The sequence below is a fragment of the Paraburkholderia fynbosensis genome, assembly GCF_902859935.1.
Classification (GTDB): Bacteria; Pseudomonadota; Gammaproteobacteria; order Burkholderiales; family Burkholderiaceae; genus Paraburkholderia; species Paraburkholderia fynbosensis.
The window spans coordinates 49,456-73,631 of the sequence record NZ_CADIKI010000007.1 but is presented as its reverse complement, the minus strand read 5'-3'; the positions used below and the strand labels follow the sequence as shown (position 1 = coordinate 73,631).

The 24,176-nt window shown below is 61.9% G+C and carries 19 protein-coding genes and 1 pseudogene; 17 read left to right on the top strand and 3 right to left on the bottom strand.

Annotated features, from left to right (window positions below):
* Window positions 1–63 precede the first annotated feature (63 nt).
* A pseudogene (gene phhA, locus HV770_RS13450) lies at window positions 64–966 on the bottom strand (phenylalanine 4-monooxygenase).
* 146 nt (window positions 967–1,112) lie between these two features.
* On the opposite strand from phhA, the gene HV770_RS13445 reads away from it, so the two are divergent.
* Window positions 1,113–1,604 carry an Lrp/AsnC family transcriptional regulator gene (locus HV770_RS13445; protein ID WP_175160279.1) on the top strand — a complete coding sequence of 164 codons (492 nt, stop codon included), beginning with the start codon at window positions 1,113–1,115 and terminating at the stop codon, window positions 1,602–1,604.
* A 55-nt stretch (window positions 1,605–1,659) separates the two neighbouring features.
* On the opposite strand, the gene HV770_RS13440 is transcribed toward HV770_RS13445, so the two are convergent.
* Together HV770_RS13440 and HV770_RS13435 are read right to left on the bottom strand one after the other, a co-directional pair.
* Window positions 1,660–2,196, bottom strand: a complete 537-nt coding sequence (locus tag HV770_RS13440; protein ID WP_175160278.1) for a class IV adenylate cyclase — start codon at window positions 2,194–2,196, stop codon at window positions 1,660–1,662.
* Window positions 2,197–2,510: 314 nt separating this feature from the next.
* Window positions 2,511–3,410, bottom strand: a complete 900-nt coding sequence (locus HV770_RS13435; RefSeq protein WP_175160277.1) for a LysR family transcriptional regulator — start codon at window positions 3,408–3,410, stop codon at window positions 2,511–2,513.
* Window positions 3,411–3,552: 142 nt separating this feature from the next.
* Between HV770_RS13435 and HV770_RS13430 the strand changes: the two genes are divergently transcribed.
* The 16 genes from HV770_RS13430 (at window position 3,553) to HV770_RS13355 (ending at window position 23,806) form a co-directional block, all read left to right on the top strand.
* Entirely contained in the window at window positions 3,553–5,100 is a 1,548-nt protein-coding gene (locus HV770_RS13430) for a CoA-acylating methylmalonate-semialdehyde dehydrogenase (protein ID WP_175160276.1), read from the top strand.
* A gap of 105 nt (window positions 5,101–5,205) precedes the next feature.
* The gene (locus HV770_RS13425) at window positions 5,206–6,921 is read left to right on the top strand and encodes a GMC family oxidoreductase (protein ID WP_175160275.1); all 1,716 of its coding nucleotides are present in this window, start codon (window positions 5,206–5,208) and stop codon (window positions 6,919–6,921) included.
* Between the two features lie 342 nt (window positions 6,922–7,263).
* Window positions 7,264–8,043, top strand: a complete 780-nt coding sequence (locus HV770_RS13420) for an ABC transporter ATP-binding protein (protein ID WP_175160274.1) — start codon at window positions 7,264–7,266, stop codon at window positions 8,041–8,043.
* Window positions 8,040–8,798: an ABC transporter ATP-binding protein gene (locus HV770_RS13415; protein ID WP_175160273.1), complete on the top strand. Its 759-nt coding sequence runs from the start codon at window positions 8,040–8,042 to the stop codon at window positions 8,796–8,798. Before HV770_RS13420 ends, HV770_RS13415 begins: the two co-directional genes overlap by 4 nt.
* Window positions 8,799–8,859: 61 nt before the next feature.
* Entirely contained in the window at window positions 8,860–10,074 is a 1,215-nt protein-coding gene (locus tag HV770_RS13410) for an ABC transporter substrate-binding protein (RefSeq protein ID WP_121316094.1), read from the top strand.
* A gap of 196 nt (window positions 10,075–10,270) precedes the next feature.
* Window positions 10,271–11,155, top strand: a complete 885-nt coding sequence (locus HV770_RS13405) for a branched-chain amino acid ABC transporter permease (protein ID WP_168667083.1) — start codon at window positions 10,271–10,273, stop codon at window positions 11,153–11,155.
* On the top strand, window positions 11,155–12,126 hold the full coding sequence (locus tag HV770_RS13400) for a branched-chain amino acid ABC transporter permease (RefSeq protein ID WP_175160670.1): 972 nt from the start codon (window positions 11,155–11,157) through the stop codon (window positions 12,124–12,126). The genes HV770_RS13405 and HV770_RS13400 overlap by 1 nt, the downstream gene beginning before the upstream one ends.
* Window positions 12,127–12,668: 542 nt before the next feature.
* Window positions 12,669–13,835, top strand: coding sequence for an ABC transporter substrate-binding protein (locus HV770_RS13395; protein WP_175160272.1), 1,167 nt, complete (start codon window positions 12,669–12,671; stop codon window positions 13,833–13,835).
* Between the two features lie 405 nt (window positions 13,836–14,240).
* Window positions 14,241–15,401, top strand: coding sequence for an ABC transporter substrate-binding protein (locus HV770_RS13390; RefSeq protein WP_175160271.1), 1,161 nt, complete (start codon window positions 14,241–14,243; stop codon window positions 15,399–15,401).
* A gap of 211 nt (window positions 15,402–15,612) precedes the next feature.
* Window positions 15,613–16,668 (top strand): branched-chain amino acid ABC transporter permease, encoded by a 1,056-nt coding sequence (locus HV770_RS13385; RefSeq protein WP_175160269.1) that lies wholly within the window; start codon window positions 15,613–15,615, stop codon window positions 16,666–16,668.
* A 4-nt stretch (window positions 16,669–16,672) separates the two neighbouring features.
* Window positions 16,673–18,457, top strand: a complete 1,785-nt coding sequence (locus HV770_RS13380; RefSeq protein WP_175160267.1) for a branched-chain amino acid ABC transporter ATP-binding protein/permease — start codon at window positions 16,673–16,675, stop codon at window positions 18,455–18,457.
* Between the two features lie 11 nt (window positions 18,458–18,468).
* Entirely contained in the window at window positions 18,469–19,221 is a 753-nt protein-coding gene (locus HV770_RS13375; protein WP_175160265.1) for an ABC transporter ATP-binding protein, read from the top strand.
* A gap of 171 nt (window positions 19,222–19,392) precedes the next feature.
* Window positions 19,393–21,351: a tRNA uridine-5-carboxymethylaminomethyl(34) synthesis enzyme MnmG gene (gene mnmG / locus HV770_RS13370; RefSeq protein WP_175160263.1), complete on the top strand. Its 1,959-nt coding sequence runs from the start codon at window positions 19,393–19,395 to the stop codon at window positions 21,349–21,351.
* Window positions 21,348–22,031, top strand: coding sequence for a 16S rRNA (guanine(527)-N(7))-methyltransferase RsmG (gene rsmG / locus HV770_RS13365; protein ID WP_175160261.1), 684 nt, complete (start codon window positions 21,348–21,350; stop codon window positions 22,029–22,031). Before mnmG ends, rsmG begins: the two co-directional genes overlap by 4 nt.
* A 77-nt stretch (window positions 22,032–22,108) precedes the next feature.
* Window positions 22,109–22,900: a ParA family protein gene (locus HV770_RS13360; RefSeq protein ID WP_175160259.1), complete on the top strand. Its 792-nt coding sequence runs from the start codon at window positions 22,109–22,111 to the stop codon at window positions 22,898–22,900.
* 18 nt (window positions 22,901–22,918) lie between these two features.
* On the top strand, window positions 22,919–23,806 hold the full coding sequence (locus HV770_RS13355) for a ParB/RepB/Spo0J family partition protein (protein WP_175160257.1): 888 nt from the start codon (window positions 22,919–22,921) through the stop codon (window positions 23,804–23,806).
* Window positions 23,807–24,176: the final 370 nt, after the last annotated feature.

Sequence of the window (24,176 nt, the reverse complement as noted above, 5' to 3'; positions counted from 1 at the left end):
GCGCGTTCACTATTTTTTCACGGATGCGAAGAACCCGCTGCCGATGCAGCCGCGCTGGCGACGTCAAACGTCGCCGTTGTCTTGCCAGCCTTCCTGCGAACCACGCGTGATGATGCGGTCGTGCCCGAGCACGTCGCCGGCCAGGAAGGCGGGTTCGGCTGCAAGCCGCGTAAGCAGCGCGGCGAAATCGGTTTGCGCGACGCTGAATAGCTGCTCGAAGTCATCGATCACGAAGTAGGTTTTCTGGAACGTGTCGATGCGATAGCGCGTGCGCATCACGCGCTCCAGGTCGAAGCGCAATCGGTTCGGCGCCGCGCTCTGCTGGCTCTAAAGCGTCTCGCCCTTGCTCGACACGATGCCCGCGCCGTAGATCTTCACACCGTTCGGACTCGCGGCGTCGCGGATCAGGCCGAACTCCACTGTGTACCAATAGAGCCGCGCAAGCAGCGGCAGCGCGCCGGCGTCGTTGTCCGCGAGCGCGGCGCGGCCGTACGCGTGCATATAGTCGGCGAATATCGGGTTGATCAGCAGCGGCACGTGCCCGAACAGATCGTGGAAACAGTCCGGCTCCTGTAGATAATCGAGCTGGTCCGGACGACGCACCCACCACGTCACGGGAAAGCGGCGGTTCGCCAGGTGCTCGAAGAACACCCGATCCGGCACGAGACCGGGCACGGCGACGATTTGCCAGCCGGTGGCCGGTGTCAGCTTTACGTTGATTTCATCGAAGGAAGGCACGCGGTCGGCCGGCATGCCGATACGCTCGACGCCCGCGAGGAACGCGTCGCAGACACGGCCTTCGAGTAGCGCGGTCTGGCGGGCATAGAGCTGTCGCCATACCGCGTGGTCGACTGCGCCGTATCGGTCCGTCGGTTGATCGATGGTGAAATCGGCGCGGGTTTCGAGGCCGACTTCGAATTGCTCTTTCAGCCTGACGGTGTTGGCGGTGCTGGTTGCTGTTGACATGCGTGCTGCGCCAAGCGGCGATGACAGTGAAATCGATGATGCGAGTGTAGAGCGGCAAGCGCGCGCGAAGGGCGCAATATTGGCGTTTCTAGGCATTAATATGCAATAATCGTGCATTAAACCACGATTAAATGCGGACAATTGATATGTTGGAACTAGATCACTTCGATCTCGCACTGCTCGACGTGCTGCAGCGCTTCGGCCGGGCCACGCATCAGCAACTGGCCGAGCAGGTGCCGCTGTCACCGTCGCAAATTGGACGGCGTTTGCAACGGCTGGAACAGGTGGGCGTGGTGGACGGCTATCGCGTCGTGCTACGGCCAGAGAAACTCGGGCTCGGCGTCACCGCTTTCACGAGTTTGAAGTTGAAGCATCACGGCGACTCGATCATCGAACAATTCCAGCAACAGATCGACGTGTTGCCCGAAGTGCTCGAATGTCATGCAGTGGTGGGGGACGCCGATTACCTGTTGCGCATCGTCGCGCCCGATCTAAATTATCTGTCGACCTTCGTGATGAAGAAATTGATGCGCGTGCCCGGCGTCGACAGCGTGCGCTCGAATATCGTGCTGACTACCTTCAAGCGCAACGGGCCGCTGCCGCTTGCTCATCTATCGCCGGGATCGTCCGCTGGCTGAGGCGGGTAGCACGCAGAGCCGGGCGGATTTCGACGCGGCTCGCGTAGCGTGACCTTCACGCGGCCTGCTTCGACTCGCCTTCCGGGTTCAACAGATCGACATACGCCACCGCCACCAGATCCGCTTCCGCGACGCCCAAGCGCTCGAACATCGCGTGGGCTTCGGCATGGCCGCCTTCCTCGTCGTCGTCCTGGGCGAGCACCACCTCCAGTTCGACGAAGTCGCCCAGACCGTCGACGCGGTCCAGATGAATCCGCGTGCGCCCGGTCAGATACACATGCCGTTCCTTGGTGACGATGCCGCGCGTGGTCAACGCCGTGGCGAGCAGCGCGTGCATCGCTTCGGGATTGGTCACGGGGCTGCGCGTGTAATACGACGCTTTCGGGCCGTCGCGATCGTCGCGCTGATAGAAGATGAGTTCGGCCGGCGTGCCGTCGTCGAACTGGCGCAGTTTCAGACGGCCGCGCGGCACGTCGTAGAAAAAGTCCTGCTGGCGGAAGATCAGCGGCGCGTCCGTCGCGAGCTGCGCCGCGCGCTCGCGCAGTTGCTCGAAATGCTGGGCGCGGGCTTTGATTTCGATGTTGCGTGCCATGTCAGGCTCCTGTCGAAGGATGGCGTGGTCGGCGGCTTCCGGTGTTGCCGGGGCGAAGCTGCCGGGAAGGACGAAGTCATGCGGAACAGAAAACGATGCGGGGTCGGCTTGTGAGCGCGAATCGCCAATCTAACAAAAACCGCGTGACGGTGTCGTTTCGGGGGGAAATGAATTGTTGAGCGGGTGCAGGGCGCGAGAGGCGGTTACCAGCATTGCTCGCACCGACGGGCGTTTAGCGCCTCGCATCCGTCTGGCATTAGCGCGACTCATATCGCAGCCGCCCTGCCGCATGCGGCCCGCGCGCACGCCGGCATTCAGGTCGCCCATTGCTGCTCGATCAGCTTCAAGGCCGCGGCAATCGCGGGTTCGTCCTTGCGTTCCTCGAGCGTGACAAAGCTGAGCTGGGTCGGCACCGTAATCCCGTCGATGATGGTCAGTGCGTGCGCATGTGCTTCGGCGATCGCGGTGGCGTCGCGTGCGAGCGTGAGCCCGACCCCCGATTTCACGAGATCGAGCATCGACGGCTCCTGATCCACTTCCGCCACCTTGACCGGTTTCACCCCGGCCTCGCCGAAGCAGCGCGACAGCAGGCGGTTGTGCGCGGACGCGGGCGGCGTCCAGATCCACGGCAGCGCGGCAAGCGAGCGCCAGTCGCGCGCGCCTTTGACGCGGTCTTTCCAGCCGGCCGGCGCCAGCACGCGATACTGGAAGTGGGTGAGCGTGAGCGCGTGGAACGCGGGGCCGTCGCGCGGTTCGTCGTCGGACGGCAGGCCGATGTAGTAGCCGACATCCAGTTCGCCCGCGCGAATCTGCTCCAGCACCCAGCCCGACATGCCATGCCGCAAGGCCGTTTCGATATGCGGCCAGGCCTCCACCAGCTGCTTCAGAAAGCCGCCGAGGCGCAGGAACGCCGGGTCGAGAATCGTGCCGATCCGCAAGCGGCCCCGAACTTCGTGACGCAGCGACTGCGCGGCCCGCTGCACGTCGGCCGCTGCGCCGAGCGCGCGTTCGGCATGGGGCAGCAGCGCCTGGCCGTCGCGCGTGAGCGAGAGGCCGTGCGAAGTCCGCGTGAACAGTGTCACGCCGAGCGTCTCCTGCAAATGCTTGATTTGCAGGCTGACGGCGGGTTGGGTGAGGTGAAGCTGCACTGCGGCACGCGTGAGGTTGCCCTCCCGCGCCACGGTGATGAAGGCCCGGAGTAGAGTGAGATCCATACGCTGATATTAGCGCGGCTTATAGGGCAGTTGAGCATTACTCATTGGATTTGTCGCCCCGAAGCGCCGTACGCTGGGCGTTCAGCACGCCTTTGACGCGCCTCGCGCGGCGGGCGGAAGATTTCACAGGACGAGGAAAGACATGAGCGAGACACTTCAGGGCGAGACTGCCCGCAGCGCAAGCACCACCAGCGGCGCCCGCGCGCTGACCCATTTCATCAACGGCAAGCCGATCGACGGCACGAGCGGCCGTTTCGGCGACGTCTTCAATCCTGCGCTCGGCAGCGTGAGCGCGCGCGTGCCGCTTGCGAGCGTCGCGGAAGTGGACGCCGCGGTCGCTGCAGCCCGAGCCGCCTTTCCCGCGTGGAGCGAAACCGCGCCGATCAAACGGGCGCGCGTGCTATTCAAGTTCAAGGAATTACTCGACCGCCATCACGACGAACTGGCCCAACTGATCACGCGCGAGCACGGCAAGGTGTTTTCGGATGCGAAGGGCGAGGTGATGCGCGGCATCGAGATCGTCGAGTTCGCGTGCGGCATACCGAATCTGTTGAAGACCGACTTCACCGATCAGATCGGCGGCGGCATCGATAACTGGAATCTGCGCCAGCCGCTCGGCGTGGTGGCGGGCATTACGCCGTTCAATTTCCCGGTGATGGTGCCGATGTGGATGTTCCCGATCGCGCTCGCATGCGGCAACACGTTCGTGCTGAAGCCGTCGGAGCGCGATCCGTCGGCGTCGAACCGGCTCGCCGAATTGCTGAAGGAAGCCGGCTTGCCCGATGGCGTGTTCAACGTCGTGCATGGCGACAAGGTCGCGGTCGACGCGCTGCTCGTGCATCCCGAAGTAAGCGCGTTGTCGTTCGTCGGCTCGACGCCGATCGCCGAATACATCTACACGGAAGGCACGAAACACGGCAAGCGTGTGCAGGCCTTGGGCGGAGCGAAGAATCACCTCGTCGTGATGCCGGACGCCGATCTCGATCAGGCGGTCGATGCGCTGATCGGCGCCGCATACGGTTCGGCGGGCGAGCGCTGCATGGCGATTTCGGTCGCGGTCGCGGTGGGTCATATCGCCGATGAACTGATCGAGCGGCTGACGCCGCGCGTGAAGAGCCTGAAGATCCTCAACGGCATGGAGTCCGCAGCCGAGATGGGGCCGTTGGTGACGGCAACGCATCGCGAGAAGGTGGTCGGTTATATCGATGCGGGTATCGAGGCGGGCGCGAAGCTGGTGGTCGACGGACGCGGTCATCAGGTTGCGGGCCACGAGAAGGGCTTCTTCCTCGGTGGCACATTGTTCGACGACGTGTCGACCGACATGAAGATTTATCGCGAAGAGATTTTCGGGCCCGTGCTGTGCGTGGTGCGCGTGCCGGATTTCGCTTCCGCGGTCGAACTCATCAACGCCAACCAGTTCGCCAACGGCGTGTCGTTGTTTACGTCCGATGGCGGTGTGGCGCGGGCATTCTCGCGGCAGATCGAGATCGGCATGGTGGGGATCAACGTGCCGATTCCGGTGCCGATGGCATGGCATTCGTTTGGCGGATGGAAGAAGTCGCTGTTCGGCGACCATCATGCGTACGGCGAAGAAGGCGTGCGTTTTTATACGCGCTACAAGAGCATTATGCAGCGCTGGCCAGACAGTATCGCGAAGGGCGCCGAGTTTACGATGCCAGTCGCCAAATAGTCGGGCCGGTTGCGTTCGCACGCACAGAAACACAAATAGAGCCTGACACCGCGGCCGCATGAGAACAATGCGGCCGCGCGAAAAAAAGCTTAGGAGACTGAAGCGATGAGCCACACCGAAAGCACGCAAGCGGCCGCCCGGCGGCTGGAGGGCGAATTCGACTACATCATTGTCGGCGCGGGAACCGCCGGTTGCGTGCTCGCCAATCGGCTGACCGAAGATCCGGACGTGAGCGTCCTGTTGCTGGAAGCCGGCGGCAAGGACGATTACCACTGGATTCACGTGCCGGTCGGCTACCTGTACTGTATCGGCAATCCGCGCACGGACTGGCTTTATAAAACGCAGCCGGAAGCCGGTCTGAACGGACGCGCGCTGTCGTATCCACGCGGACGCGTGCTAGGCGGCAGCTCGTCGATCAACGGCATGATCTACATGCGCGGCCAGCGCGAAGACTACGACGAATGGGCGCGCGTGACCAATGATGCATCGTGGTCGTGGAACGCGGTGCTGCCGCTCTTCAAACGCAGCGAAGACCATCATGGCGGCGCCAGCGAGTCGCACGGCGCGGGCGGACCGTGGCGCGTCGAAAAACAACGCCTGAAATGGAAGATTCTCGAAGAGTTTTCGAAAGCCGCGCAGCAGAGCGGCATTCCCGCCACCGACGACTTCAATCGCGGCGACAACACCGGGGTCGGCTACTTCGACGTCAATCAGAAGCGCGGCATTCGCTGGAATGCGTCGAAAGCGTTCCTGCGCCCCGCACTCAAACGTCCGAATCTGACGATCATCACCGGTGCGCATACCCAGCGCGTCGTGTTCGAAGGACGCCGTTGCTGCGGCGTCGAATATCGCGGCGACAACACCGACTATCTCGCGAAGGCGCGCTGCGAAGTGATCCTCAGCTCGGGCGCGGTGAACTCGCCGCAACTGCTCGAACTCTCCGGCATCGGCAACGGTGCGCGTTTGCAGAATCTGGGCATCGAGGTCGTCAAGGATTTACGTGGCGTCGGCGAAAATCTGCAGGATCATTTGCAACTGCGCATGGCCTATAAAGTCGACGGCGTGCGCACGCTCAACACGGCGTCCGCACATTGGTGGGGCAAGCTGATGATCGGCGTGCAATACGCGTTGCTGCAAAGCGGGCCGATGTCGATGTCGCCGTCGCAACTCGGTGCGTTTGCCAAATCGGATCCCGCCGACCGTTCGCTCACGCGTCCCGATCTGGAATATCACGTGCAGCCGCTTTCGCTCGATCGCTTCGGCGAACCGCTGCATCGCTTCAATGCATTCACGGCGTCGGTGTGTCAGTTGCGGCCGACTTCGCGTGGCAGCATCCACATCGAATCGGCCGATGCATCGGCGCCGCCGCTGATCGCGCCGAACTATCTGTCCACCGATTACGATCGCCACGTCGCCGCCAACGCGTTGCGTCTCACGCGCCGTATCGCGTCGGCGCCGGCGCTCGCACGTTATCGGCCGCAGGAGATTTTGCCGGGCATCCAGTATCAGACCGAGGCGGAACTGCAGCAGGCCGCCGGCGCGGTCGGCACGACCATCTTCCATCCGGTCGGGACCTGCCGCATGGGCACGAGCGATGATCCGGCCGCGGTGGTCGACAACCGGCTACGCGTGCTTGGCGTCGACGGATTGCGCGTGGTCGACGCATCGGTGATGCCGTACATCACCTCGGGCAACACGAACTCGCCCACGCTGATGATTGCCGAACGTGCGAGCGACATGATCCGTGAAGATCGCCGCGCACGTGTGAGCGGCAGTGTCGCGCAGCAAACCAGCGCAGCGCCTTCGATGTCCGCTGTGTGACAAGGCAGCGTCTGAGCGGCAGCACGGTCTACGATATTAGACATCCGTCATGTTTGCCGAACCGGCGTCTCACCGGCCGCCGTCTCACGACCGCTCCCGTACGCATCGCCCGCGCCGCTGGCCACGCACGGGGCGGATACGCTTCACTAAGTGCAAATCCCAATGAATGCGCTGCATCATTGGCGCGACAATGGCAGCCATGCTGCGTGCCGCGCCATGGATTACCGTCCGGATTGGTGCAGCACGCCAACGAGCGGCAAGGGGTGCCGCCGTCATAACAAGTCGCGCAGAGCTTTGCGCGGAAGATCGTAATGCTTCGCCTTACTCCGTATGGAAGGGAACATGATTCTCGGCGATACGATTCTCGAAACGCGTGGCCTGACTCGCGAGTTCAAAGGCTTCATCGCCGTGAACGCGGTGAACCTGCGCGTGCGCCGTGGCTCGATCCATGCGCTGATCGGCCCGAATGGGGCAGGCAAGACCACCTGCTTCAACCTGCTCACCAAATTTCTCGAACCGACTGCAGGTCAGATCGTTTTCAACGGCGTCGACATCACGCACGAACGTCCGGCGCAAATCGCGCGGCGCGGCATCATCCGTTCGTTCCAGATTTCCGCGGTATTTCCGCATCTGACAGCATTGCAGAACGTGCGCATCGGATTGCAGCGCTCGCTCGGCACGTCATTCCATTTCTGGAAGAGCGAGCGTACGCTACGCCAGCTCGACGACCGCGCCATGGATCTGCTCACCCAGGTTGCCTTGACCGATTTCGCCGATGTGCCGACCGTCGAACTGTCATATGGCCGCAAGCGCGCGCTGGAAATCGCCACCACGCTCTCGATGGAGCCTGAACTGATGCTGCTCGACGAACCGACCCAAGGCATGGGGCATGAAGACGTCGACCGCGTCACGGCGTTGATCAAAAAAGTATCGAGCGGCCGCACCATCCTGATGGTCGAGCACAACATGAACGTGATCGCCGGTATCTCCGACACGATCACCGTGCTGCAACGGGGCGAGGTGCTTGCCGAAGGCAGCTACGCGGAAGTGTCGAAGAATCCGCTCGTGATGCAAGCCTATATGGGCAGCGCCGACGCGGCGCTCGCCGGAGCCCACGCATGAATACGATTGTCGAGCGCGAAGGCCTCGAAGTGAGCGGCACGGGCGATGCCGCGCCCGCGCTGGAGATCGCGGGCTTGCAGGCGTGGTACGGAGAGTCCCACATCCTGCATGGCGTCGATTTGACGGTGCACCGCGGCGAAGTGGTCACGCTGCTCGGCCGCAACGGTGCGGGCCGCACCACCACGCTGCGCGCGATCATGGGGCTGACCGGCCGGCGCACCGGTTCAATCCGCATCGGCGGACGCGAAACGATCAACTTGCCCACGCATCGCATCGCGCATTGCGCTATCGGTTATTGCCCTGAAGAGCGCGGCATTTTTTCGAGCCTCTCGTGTGAGGAAAATCTGCTGCTGCCGCCGCCTGTCGGCGACAAGGCGCACATGATGTCGCTCGAAGAAATCTATTCGATGTTTCCGAATCTGCAGGAACGCCGCATGAGCCAGGGCACGCGCCTCTCGGGTGGCGAGCAGCAGATGCTGGCGGTTGCGCGAATTCTGCGCACCGGCGCGAGCCTGCTGCTGCTCGACGAAATCTCGGAAGGACTCGCGCCTGTGATCGTGCAGGCGCTTGCTCGCATGATCGTCACGCTCAAGGCGCGCGGGTATACGGTCGTGATGGTCGAACAGAATTTCCGTTTTGCCGCGCCGCTTGCCGATCGCTTCTACGTGATGGAGCACGGTTCGATCGTCGAGCACTTCGAGGCGAACGAACTCGAAGGCAAGATGCCGGTGCTGCACGATTTACTGGGCGTATGAACCTATAGCCACGCGCCCGATTGCCTCTGATAACCACAAGCGAAGAACCCAGGAGACATGAATGAAAAAGAACCCACTCGCGCGGCTTGCCTCAGTTTGTTTCGCGGTCGCGGCCGGCGCCGCTCTCACGATGGGCAGCGCGCAAGCGGCCGACGATGCAGTGAAGATCGGCTTCATCACCGATCTGTCGGGGCTGTATGCGGACATCGACGGCCCGGGCGGCCTCGAAGCGATTCGCATGGCGATCGCCGACTTCGGCGGCAAGGTCAACGGCAAGCCGATCACGCTGGTCTACGCGGATCACCAGAACAAGGCGGACATCGCCGCGTCGCGAGCCCGGGAGTGGTTCGACCGTGATGGCGTGGACATGCTGATCGGCGGCACGAACTCGGCGACGGGTCTGTCGATGAATACAGTGGCGGGGGAGAAGCACAAGGTCTACATCAGCATCGGCGCGGGCGCAGATACGCTGACCAACGAACAGTGCACGCCGTACACGATCCACTATGCGTATGACACGACCGCGCTGGCCAAGGGCACGGGTTCGGCGGTGACCAAACAGGGCGGCAAGACGTGGTTCTTCCTGACGGCTGACTATGCGTTCGGCAAGGCGCTCGAAAAGAACACGTCGGACGTGGTGAAAGCGAATGGCGGTCAGGTGCTGGGCGAGGTGCGCCATCCGCTGTCCGCGTCGGACTTCTCATCGTTCCTGCTGCAGGCGCAAGCGTCGAAGGCGCAGATTCTGGGCCTCGCCAATGCCGGCGGCGACACGATCAACTCGATCAAGGCCGCCAAGGAATTCGGCATCAACAAAACGATGAAGATCGCCGCGCTGCTGATGTTCATCAACGACGTACACAGCTTGGGTCTGGACACCACGCAAGGTCTGGTGCTGACGGATAGCTGGTACTGGAACAAGGACGCCAACTCGCGCAAGTGGGCGCAGCGCTATTTCGACAAGATGAAGAAGATGCCGTCGAGCCTGCAGGCCGCCGACTACTCGGCGACGATGAACTACCTGAAGGCCGTACAGGCAGTCGGCTCGACCGACTCCGACAAGGTGATGGCGCAGTTGAAGAAGACCAAGATCGACGACTTCTACGCGAAGGGCTACGTGCGTCAGGACGGCAGCATGATCCACGACATGTATCTGATGCAGGTGAAGACGCCGGCCGAATCCAAAGAGCCGTGGGACTACTACAAGATCGTCGCGACGATCCCCGGCGAGCAGGCGTTCACGACCAAGGCGGAAACGCGCTGCGCGGCGTGGAAGTGAGCGTGGATCGAGGGTCTTGAGGCCGTCTGCCTGTCGAAGTCTCGTCGCGCGCGCTGGATGGGCGGTGGGCGGCAGGCAGAGGGTAAACCGTTTCACATGCCGCGCGCGATGGGCGCTGTTGCCGCCTGTCGCGCGCAGGCCGGATCGTGCGTGAGCGATCTCACCTAAGCGATGGCTTCAGGGGTTAAGGGCTTCAATGGACATCTTTGGCGTTCCGCTACCGGCGATGCTGAGCCAGCTTCTGCTGGGGCTCGTGAACGGCTCGTTCTACGCGATTCTGAGTCTCGGGCTGGCGATCATCTTCGGCTTGCTCAACGTGATCAACTTCGCGCACGGCGCGTTGTTCATGCTCGGCGCGATGCTCGCGTGGATGGGGCTGTCGTATTTCGGCTTGCCGTACTGGGTGATGCTGGTGCTGGCGCCGCTGCTTGTCGGGCTGTTCGGCATCGCGATCGAACGCTCGATGCTGCGCTGGCTGTACAAGCTCGATCATCTGTATGGCTTGTTGCTGACGTTCGGGCTCACGCTCGTCGTTGAAGGCGTATTCCGTTCGATCTATGGTTCGTCCGGCCAGCCGTACGACGTGCCGTCGGCGCTTTCGGGCGCGACCAATCTCGGCTTCATGTTCCTGCCGAACTATCGCGCGTGGGTGGTCGTCGCGTCGCTGGTGGTCTGCTTCGCGACATGGTTCGTGATCGAGAAGACGCGCCTGGGCGCCTATTTGCGCGCAGGCACTGAGAATCCGAAACTGGTCGAGGCGTTCGGCGTCAACGTGCCGCTGATGATCACGCTGACCTACGGCTTCGGCGTAGCGCTGGCCGCGTTCGCCGGCGTGCTGGCCGCGCCGGTCATTCAGGTGTCGCCGCTGATGGGCCAGCCGATGATCATCACCGTGTTCGCCGTGGTCGTGATCGGCGGGATGGGTTCGATCATGGGCTCGATACTCACCGGTCTCATGCTCGGCGTAATCGAGGGGCTCACGCGCGTGTTCTATCCGGAAGCGTCGGCCACCGTCGTCTTCGTGATCATGGCGCTCGTGTTGCTGGTGCGCCCGGCGGGCCTCTTCGGCAAGGAAAAATGATGCAGAGAAAAGTGCTCTACGGTCTGCTGCTGATCGGGCTTATTGCGGTGCCTGTGCTCGGCATCTATCCGCTTTTCGTGATGAAGGTGCTGTGCTTCGCGCTGTTCGCGGCGGCGTTCAATCTACTGATCGGCTATACGGGATTGCTGTCGTTCGGACACGCGATGTTTCTGGCGTCGGCCGGTTACGTCACGGGTTATGCGATGCAGACGCTCGGCTTTTCGCCCGAACTCGGTGTGATTGCCGGCACCGCGGTGGCGACCTTGCTCGGCTTGATCGTCGGAATTTTCGCGATTCGCCGCCAAGGCATCTACTTCGCGATGGTGACGCTCGCGCTCGCGCAAATGGTCTACTTCGTGTTCCTGCAAGCGCCGTTCACGCATGGCGAAGATGGCCTGCAAGGCGTGCCGCGCGGCAAGCTGTTCGGTTTGCTGGATCTGTCCTCAGATGTCACGCTGTACTTCGTCATTCTGATCGTGATGGTGCTCGCCTTCCTGCTGATCGTGCGGATCGTGCACTCGCCGTTCGGCCAGGTGCTGGTGGCGATCAAGGAAAACGAGCCGCGGGCCGTGTCGCTCGGCTACGATACGGATCGCTTCAAGCTGCTCGCGTTCATTCTGTCGGCGGGGTTGGCCGGTCTCGCGGGGTCGCTCAAAGTGCTCGTGCAAGGCTTCGAGACGCTCAGCGACGCTTACTGGACCATGTCCGGTCTGGTGATCCTGATGACGCTCGTCGGCGGTATGGGGACGTTGTTCGGACCTTTGCTCGGCGCCGCGCTGATTGTCGCGCTGGAAGACCGGCTCGGCGACATCGGTGGGGCGCTCGCGGCGACGACCGGCATCGACTGGTTCCGTTCGCTGGGCGAGTCGGTGACGATCGTGACCGGCGTGATTTTCATTGCGTGTGTGCTGGCGTTCCGGCGCGGTATCGTCGGCGAGATCATTGCGCGGGTGCGGCCGTTGCGGGCCTGATGTGCGGTGCGTAGAAGGGGGCATGGTGAGATGCGAAATTGATTCGGTGTCCGATCTAATTCGGCACCCCTCGACGCACGGAGCATGTGAATCGCGAAACCGGATAGCGCTTGCACGCACGTCGGCAAGGGCGGCCCAACGTGCCCCAATTCGGTGCCGCACTGCACCACTAGGGTAATTGCTAGTTGTAGCAGAGGGGGTGGTCGTTTAACCTTCATGCAGTTCTGATGCACCACGAAATTTGCAGGTGGAGAACGAGGAGACAATGAGGCACTCAGTGCCCAGACGAAAGCGCTGTTGGATTGATATCCAACAGCGCTTTTTATTTGTGCTTTTGCTATAGCGTCATTCCATTCTTTCGCTAATTCGGCGGCTCTTTTTTATTCGCCGAAGCGGCCACGACATCACACTGTATAACCCTGCAAAACGCTTGCAGCGTGGGGCTTTCGTCCGCTAAACTCGCTATTCACCGACCACTGGGTCGGTATTAAAATCCGTAGTTTTTAAATTCGAACGAATAACGGTGTTAATAGAGGAGCGGGATGAAGTCGGCATTGCGTTGGATCAGCGCGGCATTGGTCGCCACCGGGGTATCCGCAGCATGGAGCGGTCATGCATTCGCGGACGTGAAAATCGGCGTCACTGTGTCGGCAACGGGGCCGGCCGCCTCGCTCGGTATTCCGGAAAAGAACACCGTTGCGTTGTTGCCTAAAGAGGTGGCGGGTCAGAAAATCGACTACATCGTGCTCGACGATGCGACCGATTCCACCCAAGCGGTCAAGAACGCACGCAAGCTCACCAGTGAAGATCACGTGGATGCGTTGATCGGCTCGACCGTCGTGCCGAACTCGCTCGCAATGATCGACGTCGCCAGCGAAAGCGGCACGCCGATGATCTCCATGGCCGCCGCCGCGAGCATCGTCGAACCGATGGACGCGAAGCGCGCGTGGGTCTTCAAGACACCGCAAAACGACATTCTGATGGCCACCGCGATTGCGCAGCATATGGCGAATCACGGTGTGAAGACGGTCGCGTTCATCGGCTTTACGGACGCGTACGGCGAGAGCTGGTTCAAGGAGTTCGGTAAGGCCGCTGATCTCGCGAAGATCAAGATCGTCGCGAACGAGCGCTTTGCGCGCAACGACACGTCGGTCACGGGTCAGGTGCTGAAGATGATGTCGCAGAGCCCGGATGCGGTGCTGATCGCGGGGGCCGGCACGCCGGCCGCGCTGCCGCAGAAAACGCTCAAGGAGCGTGGCTACAAGGGCAAGTACTACCAGACGCACGGCGTCGCGAATAACGATTTCCTGCGCGTGTGCGGCAAGGACTGCGAAGGCACCTGGCTGCCCGCTGGACCGCTGCTGGTCGCCGATCAACTGCCCGATTCGAACCCGGTGAAGAGGACCGCGCTCGCCTACAAGCACGCGTACGAAACCGCTTATGGCGCCGGCTCGGTGTCGACCTTCGGCGGTCATGCGTGGGATGCCGGCTTGCTGCTGCAACGCGCGATTCCGCTTGCGCTGAAGAAGGGCCAGCCGGGCACGCCAGCGTTCCGCGAGGCACTGCGTGCAGCACTGGAGAACACCAAAGACCTGCCCGCGTCGCACGGCATCTTCAACATGAGCGCGAACGATCACGCTGGCCTCGACCAGCGGGCGCGCGTGATGGTGGAGATCGTCGGCGGCAAGTGGAAGCTGGCCGGCGACTGAGCAAAGGCGCAACGACGAGGAACCTCATTGAAAAAGACGCGTGCAGTTGACGCGTCTTTTTTATTGCGCGGTGTCACGTGAAAAGTGTGGTTCGGTCGCTTCAGGACAAACCCGCATTTGCCTAGCGGTCTATTGACCGTCAATGATGCAGAACGCAATACTACTAATATGTTAGTGGTTTGGCGGTTTGAATTCGAAGTCGGGAAGTGAGGCGACGGCCGCAGGAAATCGCGGCGGTTGGCAGTAGTGGTGAGAGAGGGGAGCGGCACCCAACAAAACGGCGAAGGTATTCGCGCCGAGCGGGGAAAACCATGCTTGGCACACCTGAACCCTATAACTAGATTCAGACACCCGGTCGTCAAGCCGGATTACAGATACGCGCTTCAAGGCGTTTGGAGACTCGCAATGAACAAGACAAGGCAATGGGTACGCACCGGCATCGCGATGGCGTTGATGTGCGGTGCCGGTGCGGCGTTTGCCCAGGTGAAAATCGGGGTGACGTTGTCGACGACGGGGCCGGCTGCATCGCTCGGGATTCCTGAGAAGAACACGATCGCGTTGTTGCCGAAAGAGATCGGCGGTAAGACGGTGCAGTACATCGTGCTCGACGACGGCTCGGATACCGGCAAGGCCGTGCAGAACACGCGCAAGCTGATCGATGAGGACCACGTCGACGCGATCATCGGTTCGACCGTCACGCCGAACTCGCTCGCGATGCTCGACGCCGCCGCCGAAGGCAAGACGCCGGTGATCTCACTGGCGGCATCGGCGGCGATCATCTCGCCGATGGACGCGAAGCGCGCATGGGCCTTCAAACCGCCGCAGAACGACAGTCTGATGGCCGACGCGATCGCCGACTACATGGAGCATCACGGCGTGAAGACGGTGGGCTTCATCGGCTTCGCGGACGCGTATGGCGACGGCTGGAACAACGTCTTCACGGCTGCGGCTGCCGCGCACAAGCTGAAGATCGTTTCCAACGAGCGCTTTAACCGCACCGATGCATCGGTGACCGGCCAGGTGCTCAAGACGATGGGCGCGAATCCCGACGCCGTGTTGATCGCCGGCGCTGGTACGCCGTCGGCGCTGCCGGCCAAGACGCTCAAGGAGCGCGGCTACAAGGGCAAGGTCTACCAGACGCACGGCGTCGCGAATAACGACTTCCTGCGCGTGTGCGGCAAGGATTGCGAGGGCGAATTCCTGCCCGCTGGGCCGATCCTCGTGACAGACCAGTTGCCGGATTCGAATCCGGTGAAGAAGTCGTCGCAAGCGTATAAGACGGCGTACGAGAAAGCGTATGGAGCGGGCTCCGTGGCGACCTTCGGCGGTCACGCATGGGATGCCGGCCAGATGCTGCAAGCGGCGATTCCGGTCGCGCTGAAGACGGCTCAGCCGGGCACTGAAGCATTCCGCGTGGCGCTGCGCGGCGCGCTCGAAAACATCAAGGAATTGCCGGTGTCGCACGGCATCATGAACACGACGACGACGGACCACAACGGCCTCGACAAGCGTGCGCGCGTGATCGTACAGATCGTCGACGGCAAGTGGAAGCTGCAGAACGACTAACGATAAAAAGCGGTACGCGCCTCTCGCGCAATCTGCGGCATGTGACGCCGCATTGCCATTGTGTTCGATGACAATGGCATCGACCGCCGCGCCGGAACACGGTGCGGCGGTTGCCTTTTCAGGCATTGCAGGTCGGTGGCCGGCCGGGGCTTGTGCCGCCACGCTACGACCGTTTCCCGATTTCGATTTCGACGCTTCAGGACGAGGAAGTATGGATCTATCAATTGCGGCGATCCTCGCGCAGGACGGCATCACCACCGGTGCGATCTACGCGCTGCTCGCGCTGGCGCTGGTGCTGGTGTTCTCGGTGACGCGGGTGATCTTCATCCCGCAGGGGGAGTTTGTTTCGTACGGCGCGTTGACGCTCGCTGCACTGCAGACACAGAAATTTCCGGCCACCTGCTGGCTACTGATGGCGATGGGCGCGGCCTGCTTCGTCGTCGAGGTGGCGGGGCTGGTGCGGCATGCCGAGCGTCGCCGAAACGCGGCACGGACCCTGGTCACGCTAGCCGGGAAATATCTGCTGTTTCCGATCGCGGTCTACGCGCTCACGCGGGGTGTCTTCCTACAGCCGCTGCCAATGATCGTACAGATCACCCTGACGCTTCTGATCGTGATTCCGATGGGCCCGTTCGTCTACCGGCTTGCCTATGAGCCGATCGCGGAAGCGACCACGCTCTCGTTGTTGATCGTGGCAGTCGCGGTGCACTTCGCGATGGTTGGGCTGGGGCTCGTGATGTTCGGCGCGGAAGGTTCGCGCACGACCGCGTTCTCGGATGCGACGTTCAACGTCGGCAGCCTGTCGATCTCCGGACAAAGTCTGTGGGTGGTCGGCACCGCGGTCGTGCTGATCGGCGCGCTGTATCTGTATTTCGATCGCGCGATTTCGGGCAAGGCGTTGCGCGCGACGTCGGTGAACCGGCTCGGCGCGCGGCTCGTCGGCATCGGCACCACGCAAGCGGGGCGCCTTGCGTTCACGCTGGCAGCCGGGCTCGGCGCGCTGTGCGGGATCCTCGTGGCACCCCTGACCACCATCTACTACGACTCGGGCTTCCTGATCGGTCTGAAGGGCTTTGTGGGGGCGATTATCGGCGGTCTGGTCAGCTATCCGCTGGCGGCGGCGGGCTCTATCCTGGTGGGCCTGCTGGAGTCATATTCGTCGTTCTGGGCGAGCGCTTATAAAGAAGTGATCGTGTTCACGCTGATCATCCCCGTGCTGCTCTGGCGAAGTCTTGCCAGCCCGCACGCCGAAGAGGAAGAGGAGTGACACGATGAAACGGATCATGCAAAACAAGTTCTTCTGGTTGTTCCTCGTGGTGCTATTCGCGCTGCCGGTGTTGCCGCAGCCGATTCACGTGCCCGAATACTGGGTGACGCTGCTCAACTACATCGGCCTGTATTCGATCGTCGCGATCGGACTCGTGCTGCTGACCGGCATCGGCGGGATGACGAGCTTCGGGCAGGCGGCGTTCGTCGGCATCGGCGCGTACGCGACCGCGTATCTGACGACCACATATGGTGTGTCGCCGTGGCTCGCGTTGATCGCGGGCGTCGTCGTGACCGCATTGATCGCGCTGATGCTGGGCCTCGTGACGATGCGTCTGTCGGGCCACTTTCTGCCGCTCGGCACGATCGCGTGGGGGCTTGCGCTGTTCTATCTGTTCGGCAATCTGGAAATGCTCGGTAAGTACGACGGCATCAACGGGATTCCGGTGCTGAATGTTTTCGGCATCAACCTGGAGTCTGGTCGGCATATCTATTACCTGATCTGGCTGGTCGTGCTCGGTGCGGTGATCTCTGTTCAGAATCTGCTTAATAGCCGGCCGGGGCGGGCAATTCGCGCGCTGCGCGGCGGCGGCATGATGGCTGAGGCGATGGGCGTGAATACTGGCTGGATGCGCGTCGTGATCTTCGTCTATGCAGCCGTGCTGGCGTCGGTGTCGGGCTTCCTGTATGCCCATCTGCAACGCGCGGTGAATCCGACGCCGTTCGGTCTGAATCACGGCATCGAGTTTCTGTTCATGGCGGTGGTGGGAGGGGTGTCGCACGTGTGGGGGGCGGTCCTCGGCGCGGCAATCCTCACGTTGCTCCAGGACTATCTGGAAACGCTGCTGCCAAAGCTGCTGGGTGAGAACGGCAACTTCGAAGTGATCGTATTCGGCATCTTGATGGTGTTACTGCTGCAGTACGCCCGCCAAGGGGTTTGGCCGTTCGTCGCACGCTTCTTCCCCCGTGGTCCGCGCGCGCATCTGGCGGATCATGCGGAACCGTTGCCGCAGCGCAGCAAGCCGGGGGCCGGAGAAGACCTGCTGACGGTGAACAACGCGCGCAAGCAGTTCGGTGGTCTGGTCGCGGTCAACGATGTCAGCTTCGAGGTGAAAGCGGGGCAAATCATCGGGCTGATCGGGCCGAACGGCGCCGGTAAGTCGACGACCTTCAATCTGGTGACGGGGGTACTACAGGCGACCAGTGGCGAGATCACGTTCCGCGGCGAGCGTATTGATTCGTTGAGTTCGCGTGAAATCGTTAGGCGTGGGATCGGCAGAACTTTCCAGCACGTCAAGCTTCTGCCGGGGATGACGGTGCTCGAGAACGTCGCGATCGGCGCGCATTTGCGCGGCCAGGCCGGCGTTTGGCGCAGTGTCGCGCGTCTGAACGGCGCGGAAGAAGCGCGTTTGATGGCGGAGGCGGCTCGCCAGATTCGTCGCGTTGGGCTCGAACAGCATATGTACGATGAGGCTGGCAGTCTCGCGCTGGGCCAACAGCGGATTCTCGAAATTGCTCGCGCTTTGTGCTGTGACCCGACGTTGTTGCTGTTGGACGAGCCTGCGGCCGGCTTGCGCTATCAGGAAAAGTTGCAGCTCGCTGATTTGCTGCGTCGCCTCAAGGCGGAAGGCATGAGCGTGCTGCTGGTGGAGCACGACATGGACTTCGTGATGAATCTCACTGATCGTCTAGTCGTCATGGAGTTCGGGACGCGGATCGCGGAAGGTTTGCCGTTGGATGTGCAACAAGACCCGGCGGTGCTCGAAGCGTATCTGGGCGGGGTGGAGTGATGGGGAACACAATGAATGCTGCTGCACCGATTCTCGATGTGGACGGTCTGTCGGTCCGATACGGCAAAGTCGAAGCGCTGCACGGCGCGGCGATCAAGGTGCGGGCCGGGCAGATTGTCTCGGTGATCGGCCCAAACGGCGCGGGCAAATCCACGTTGCTGAACGCGATCATGGGCGCGTTGCCGACTACCGGCCATGCGAAGGGCGCCGTCGTCTATCAGGGCGAAGACGTCAGCGCCGTGCCGGTCGAGAAGCGGGTCGCTCGCGGCATGTGTCTGGTGCCCGAAAAGCGCGAGCTTTTTGCATCGATGACAGTGGAAGACAACCTTGTCCTCGGAGCATATCGGCGCAAGCGCGCAGGGGAGCGCAATTTCCTCGACCAGCTCGAGCCTGTTTTCACGCTTTTTCCGCGACTGAAGGAGCGTCGCAAGCAGGCTGCCGGTACATTGTCCGGCGGTGAGCGGCAGATGCTGGCGGTAGGGCGTGCGCTGATGGGAAAGCCCGATCTGTTGATGCTCGATGAACCGAGTCTGGGTCTTGCTCCGCTGATCGTAAAAGAGATTTTTCACATCATTAGCGCATTACGGCAGACCGGCGTTGCGACGCTGCTAATCGAACAGAATGCGCGAGCCGCTTTGCAAATTTCCGACTATGGCTATGTACTGGAGACCGGAGAGTTAGCGCTGGAGGGGGCCGCCCCGGATTTGGCGCAGAACCCACGCGTCATCGAAACCTATCTGGGGTTGGCTAAGAAAGTAGCGTAGGCGCGTATTTTTTAGCTAGTTGCAACAGATGGAAGCGGTGTGTTTCACGTGAAACACACCGCTTTTTTTGTGTATGGCCATTCGGACGAAATTCGGGCCGAAACCGAACCCGTTATAATTCGCCCATACTTTTCTTTAAGGCTCACGCGACGATCTGGCGTGAGATCCGCAATGCTCTTTCCCACAGAATTTGACGTCATCGTCGTTGGTGGCGGCCATGCCGGCACAGAGGCCGCGTTGGCCTCGGCGCGCATGGGCAACACGACGCTCCTGCTGACCCACAACATCGAAACCCTCGGCCAGATGAGCTGCAATCCGTCGATTGGCGGCATCGGCAAGGGCCATCTGGTCAAGGAAGTCGATGCGCTCGGCGGCGCGATGGCAGCCGCGACGGACGAGGGCGGGATCCAGTTCCGTATCCTGAATTCGTCGAAGGGCCCCGCAGTTCGGGCCACGCGCGCCCAGGCGGACCGTCTGCTGTACAAGCAGGCGATTCGGCATCGGCTGGAGAATCAGCCGAATCTGTGGCTGTTCCAGCAGGCAGTCGATGATCTGATGGTGGAGGGCGACCGTGTCGTTGGCGCCGTGACGCAGGTGGGAATTCGTTTCCGCGCGCGGGCGGTGGTGTTGACGGCCGGAACATTCCTCGACGGCAAGATTCACGTGGGTCTGAACAACTATACCGGCGGTCGCGCGGGTGATCCTGCTGCGGTTTCGCTTTCTGCACGTCTGAAGGAATTGCAGCTGCCGCAAGGCCGGCTTAAGACTGGCACGCCCCCGCGGATCGACGGTCGCACGATCGACTTTTCGCAGCTCGAAGAGCAGCCGGGTGACCTGGACCCGGTCCCGGTGTTTTCGTTTCTCGGCCGCGTCGAGCAGCACCCGCGGCAAGTGCCATGCTGGGTAACGCACACGAACGAGCGGACGCACGACATCATCCGTGGCGGGCTCGACCGGTCGCCGATGTACACGGGCGTCATCGAGGGCGTAGGGCCGCGCTACTGTCCGTCTATCGAGGACAAGATCCATCGCTTTGCATCGAAGGAATCGCACCAAATCTTCCTGGAGCCGGAAGGGCTGACCACCAACGAGTTCTATCCGAACGGGATTTCCACGAGCCTGCCGTTCGATGTGCAGCTGGAATTGGTGCGCTCGATGCGCGGACTGGAGCACGCCCATATCCTGAGGCCGGGTTACGCGATTGAGTACGATTATTTCGATCCGCGCGGGTTGAAGGCATCGCTGGAAACCAAGGTGATTAACGGTCTCTTCTTCGCCGGCCAGATCAACGGGACGACCGGGTATGAAGAGGCGGCCGCGCAAGGCCTGCTGGCGGGCATCAACGCTGGGTTGTACGTGCAGGGCAGGGAAGCATGGTGTCCACGTCGGGATCAGGCCTATCTTGGCGTGCTGGTCGACGATCTGGTGACTCGCGGCGTGTCCGAGCCGTACCGGATGTTCACTAGCCGCGCCGAATATCGTCTGAGCCTTCGGGAAGATAATGCCGATATGCGCCTGACTGCGATCGGGCGCGAGCTTGGCGTGGTCGACGACATTCGTTGGGACGCCTTTAGCCGCAAGCGCGACGCTGTTTCACGTGAAACAGAGCGACTCCGCACGACGTGGGTCAATCCTAAGACCTTGGCTTCGGACGAAGCGACAGCCTTGCTCGGCAAGCCAATCGACCATGAATACAGCCTCGCGGATCTGCTGCGCCGCCCGGGCGTGACCTATGATGGCGTTTGCGGATTGCGTGCCGGCGCATGCGGCGCACCCGAGATCCTGGCGGAAGACGACGTATTACGTGCGCAGATCAAGGAACAGATCGAGATCGGCATCAAATATCAGGGTTATATCGACCGTCAGGCCGGTGAGATTGAGCGGAATGAGGCCCACGAAAGCACGCGCCTGCCTGAAGGGCTGGACTACGCGGAAGTCCGAGGCCTTTCGTTCGAAGCTCGCCAGAAGCTGACGCAATTCCGTCCCGAAACCATTGGCCAGGCATCGCGCATTTCGGGCATCACACCGGCTGCAATTTCCTTGCTGATGGTCCATCTGAAGCGCGGCTTCGGCCGTCGTTCGACGAAACCCGCCGAACCCGGCGCCGATAGCACGCCGGTGACGCAATGACGGTGAGCCGGAAGGGGCCTTTTCAGCAAGCGTTGGCGCCACTGCTAGTGGACGGTGTCCGTGAACTCGGCCTCGATTTGAGCGACACGCAACTCGGTAAGCTGCTCGACTACGTCGCGCTGCTGTCGAAATGGAATGCCGTCTATAACCTGACGGCGATCCGCGATCCACGGCAAATGCTGATCCAGCACATTCTCGATTCACTGTCGATCGTGCCGCATCTCGCGCCGCGTGGCCCGTCGTCGGTGCTCGACGTGGGGTCGGGCGGCGGCCTTCCAGGAATCGTACTGGCGATCGTTTTGCCCGATTGGACCGTCACCGTGAACGACATCGTTCATAAGAAGACGGCGTTTCAGTCGCAGGCGAAGGCCGAACTCGGCCTTGCCAACCTGTCGGTCGTGACTGGCCGCGTCGAGACTTTGCGGCCGGCCGCCGAAGTACCGGTAAAGTTCGACGTAATCGTCTCGCGCGCATTCGCAGAGCTCGCGGATTTCGTTACACTGGCCCGTCATCTGGTTGCGGAGCAGGGTGCGATCTGGGCAATGAAAGGCGTGAGGCCGGAGGGTGAAATCGAACGTTTGCCGGCCGGTGCCCACGCGGAACAGATCATCCGGCTGCAAGTACCGTTGCTCGACGCGGAGCGGCATCTGGTCAAGGTTCTGGTGGACGCCGACAACTGAGGCTGCTGCAGCCCAGATCGGCTCCAGTATCTTCAGCGATTTTTTCTTCATCCAGCAGCAAAAGGGACACACCAACGATGGCAAAAATCTTCTGCGTTGCGAACCAGAAGGGTGGCGTCGGCAAGACGACCACCACAGTCAATCTGGCCGCGAGCTTGGCAGCGCAGGGACAGCGAGTTCTTCTCATCGACCTGGACCCGCAGGGCAACGCCACGATGGGCAGCGGTATCGACAAGGCCGCGTGCGCGAACACCGTCTACGAAGTGCTCGTGGATAGCGTATCGGTGGCCGATGCGCGAATTCGTCCGGAAGCAGTCAGCTACGACGTATTGCCCGCGAACCGCGAACTCGCGGGCGCCGAGGTGGAACTCGTCAGCGTGCAGAATCGTGAACGGCAGTTGAAGACGGCGCTCGCGGCGGTCGAGAGCGAATACGATTTTGTGCTGATCGACTGCCCGCCGGCTTTGTCGCTGCTGACACTCAACGGCCTGTGCGCCGCGCACGGCGTCGTAATTCCCATGCAGTGCGAGTACTTCGCGCTCGAAGGCTTGTCCGATCTGGTCAACACGATCAAACAGGTGCATGCCAACCTGAACAGGGACTTGAAGGTGATCGGCCTGCTGCGCGTGATGTTCGATCCGCGCATCACGTTGCAACAGCAAGTTTCAGATCAGCTGAAAGAGCATTTCGGCGACAAGGTGTTCGACGCGGTCATCCCACGCAACGTACGTCTGGCCGAGGCGCCGAGCTATGGCTTGCCCGGCGTGGTGTTCGACCGGGCATCGCGCGGCGCGCAGGCGTACGTGCAGTTCGGCGCGGAAATGATTGAGCGGGTGCGCGCGTTGAATGACGCCCCCCAGGCATCCTAAGTGGACCGAGGAAGCACGATGAACGCAGTAGCAAGAAAGAAGGGATTGGGCCGCGGTCTTGAGGCATTGCTAGGCGGTACCGCCGATATCACGGAAGCGGTGACGATCGAAGGTGCGCCCAATGTGCTGCCGCTCAGCAAGATGCAGGCGGGCAAGTACCAGCCGCGCACGCGAATGGACGAAGGCGCGTTGCAGGAACTGGCGGCCAGCATCCGCGCCCAGGGACTGATGCAACCGATCCTCGTGCGTCCTGTTTCGGCGGACAGATACGAAATCATTGCGGGGGAGCGGCGTTTTCGTGCCGCGCGCCTTGCGGGTCTCGACGAGGTGCCGGTACTGGTGAGGGATGTGCCAGACCAGGCTGCCGCCGCGATGGCGCTGATCGAAAATATTCAGCGCGAGGATTTGAATCCGCTGGAAGAGGCGCAGGGTATCCAGCGCTTGCTCGACGAATTCAATTTCACGCACGAGCAGGCGGCAGAGTCGGTAGGCCGTTCGCGCAGCGCGGTCTCGAATTTGTTGCGCTTGCTCAACCTCGCGTCGCCGGTGCAGACGATGCTGCTGGCCGGCGATCTGGACATGGGGCACGCCCGCGCGCTGCTGGCAGTCGACGGCGCCACGCAGATCACGTTGGCCAATCAGGTGGTCAACAAGCGCATGTCCGTGCGTGAAACCGAAAAACTGGTGACGACGACGACCAAGGCCGCCCCAGCGGTCAAGGCGCGCGCGAATCCGGATGGCGGACGCGATACGCGGCGGCTTGAGGAGGAGTTGTCGGATTTGCTGTCGGCAACGGTCAAAATCAAGCTCGGTCGACGCGGCCGGGGCCAAGTGTTGGTGGACTTCGGCGATCTGGATGCGCTGGAAGGCATTCTCGTTCGATTGCGTGGTAATGCCACTGCGTGACACGCAGATCGCGTAGGGAGGGTGCTGAATAGGCTTGCGGCGGGTTCAACGTTCGTGTGTAAGCTATTCGGCGCACTTCAGCTACGTTCGGGTGCGGGCGCTGCGCGTGCACCTGGTCGGCCTGTTCTGTTGCTTCGTACCCACGTCAAATCTGGTTGGATTCCTAAGCAAAAGTGAGCGTCAGATAATAAGGAATCCGGATATATCGGTGTGTCACACGCGAATCTTGTTCGTGCCAACGAGGCCGTTTGGTTGCGGCGCGGGAGGCGGGCGGGCCTGCTTGCGGTAACTGCCGGCGCGGTGCCTAGGATTCCGGCCGCGCATTAGGCCTCCTTCACCACAGATGAGTGGAGTCGTGTCTTCGCGAGGA

Coding starts and splice junctions, on each gene's coding strand:
- HV770_RS13400 (WP_175160670.1), top strand. CDS start 11,155: ATGCAGAGAAAAGTGCTCTACGGTCTGCTGCTGATCGGGCTTATTGCG.
- HV770_RS13395 (WP_175160272.1), top strand. CDS start 12,669: ATGAAGTCGGCATTGCGTTGGATCAGCGCGGCATTGGTCGCCACCGGG.
- HV770_RS13440 (WP_175160278.1), bottom strand. CDS start 2,196: ATGGCACGCAACATCGAAATCAAAGCCCGCGCCCAGCATTTCGAGCAA.
- HV770_RS13355 (WP_175160257.1), top strand. CDS start 22,919: ATGAACGCAGTAGCAAGAAAGAAGGGATTGGGCCGCGGTCTTGAGGCA.
- HV770_RS13380 (WP_175160267.1), top strand. CDS start 16,673: ATGAAACGGATCATGCAAAACAAGTTCTTCTGGTTGTTCCTCGTGGTG.
- HV770_RS13390 (WP_175160271.1), top strand. CDS start 14,241: ATGAACAAGACAAGGCAATGGGTACGCACCGGCATCGCGATGGCGTTG.
- HV770_RS13360 (WP_175160259.1), top strand. CDS start 22,109: ATGGCAAAAATCTTCTGCGTTGCGAACCAGAAGGGTGGCGTCGGCAAG.
- HV770_RS13410 (WP_121316094.1), top strand. CDS start 8,860: ATGAAAAAGAACCCACTCGCGCGGCTTGCCTCAGTTTGTTTCGCGGTC.
- HV770_RS13430 (WP_175160276.1), top strand. CDS start 3,553: ATGAGCGAGACACTTCAGGGCGAGACTGCCCGCAGCGCAAGCACCACC.
- HV770_RS13425 (WP_175160275.1), top strand. CDS start 5,206: ATGAGCCACACCGAAAGCACGCAAGCGGCCGCCCGGCGGCTGGAGGGC.
- HV770_RS13415 (WP_175160273.1), top strand. CDS start 8,040: ATGAATACGATTGTCGAGCGCGAAGGCCTCGAAGTGAGCGGCACGGGC.
- mnmG (WP_175160263.1), top strand. CDS start 19,393: ATGCTCTTTCCCACAGAATTTGACGTCATCGTCGTTGGTGGCGGCCAT.
- HV770_RS13445 (WP_175160279.1), top strand. CDS start 1,113: ATGTTGGAACTAGATCACTTCGATCTCGCACTGCTCGACGTGCTGCAG.
- HV770_RS13385 (WP_175160269.1), top strand. CDS start 15,613: ATGGATCTATCAATTGCGGCGATCCTCGCGCAGGACGGCATCACCACC.
- HV770_RS13375 (WP_175160265.1), top strand. CDS start 18,469: ATGAATGCTGCTGCACCGATTCTCGATGTGGACGGTCTGTCGGTCCGA.
- HV770_RS13420 (WP_175160274.1), top strand. CDS start 7,264: ATGATTCTCGGCGATACGATTCTCGAAACGCGTGGCCTGACTCGCGAG.
- HV770_RS13405 (WP_168667083.1), top strand. CDS start 10,271: ATGGACATCTTTGGCGTTCCGCTACCGGCGATGCTGAGCCAGCTTCTG.
- rsmG (WP_175160261.1), top strand. CDS start 21,348: ATGACGGTGAGCCGGAAGGGGCCTTTTCAGCAAGCGTTGGCGCCACTG.
- HV770_RS13435 (WP_175160277.1), bottom strand. CDS start 3,410: ATGGATCTCACTCTACTCCGGGCCTTCATCACCGTGGCGCGGGAGGGC.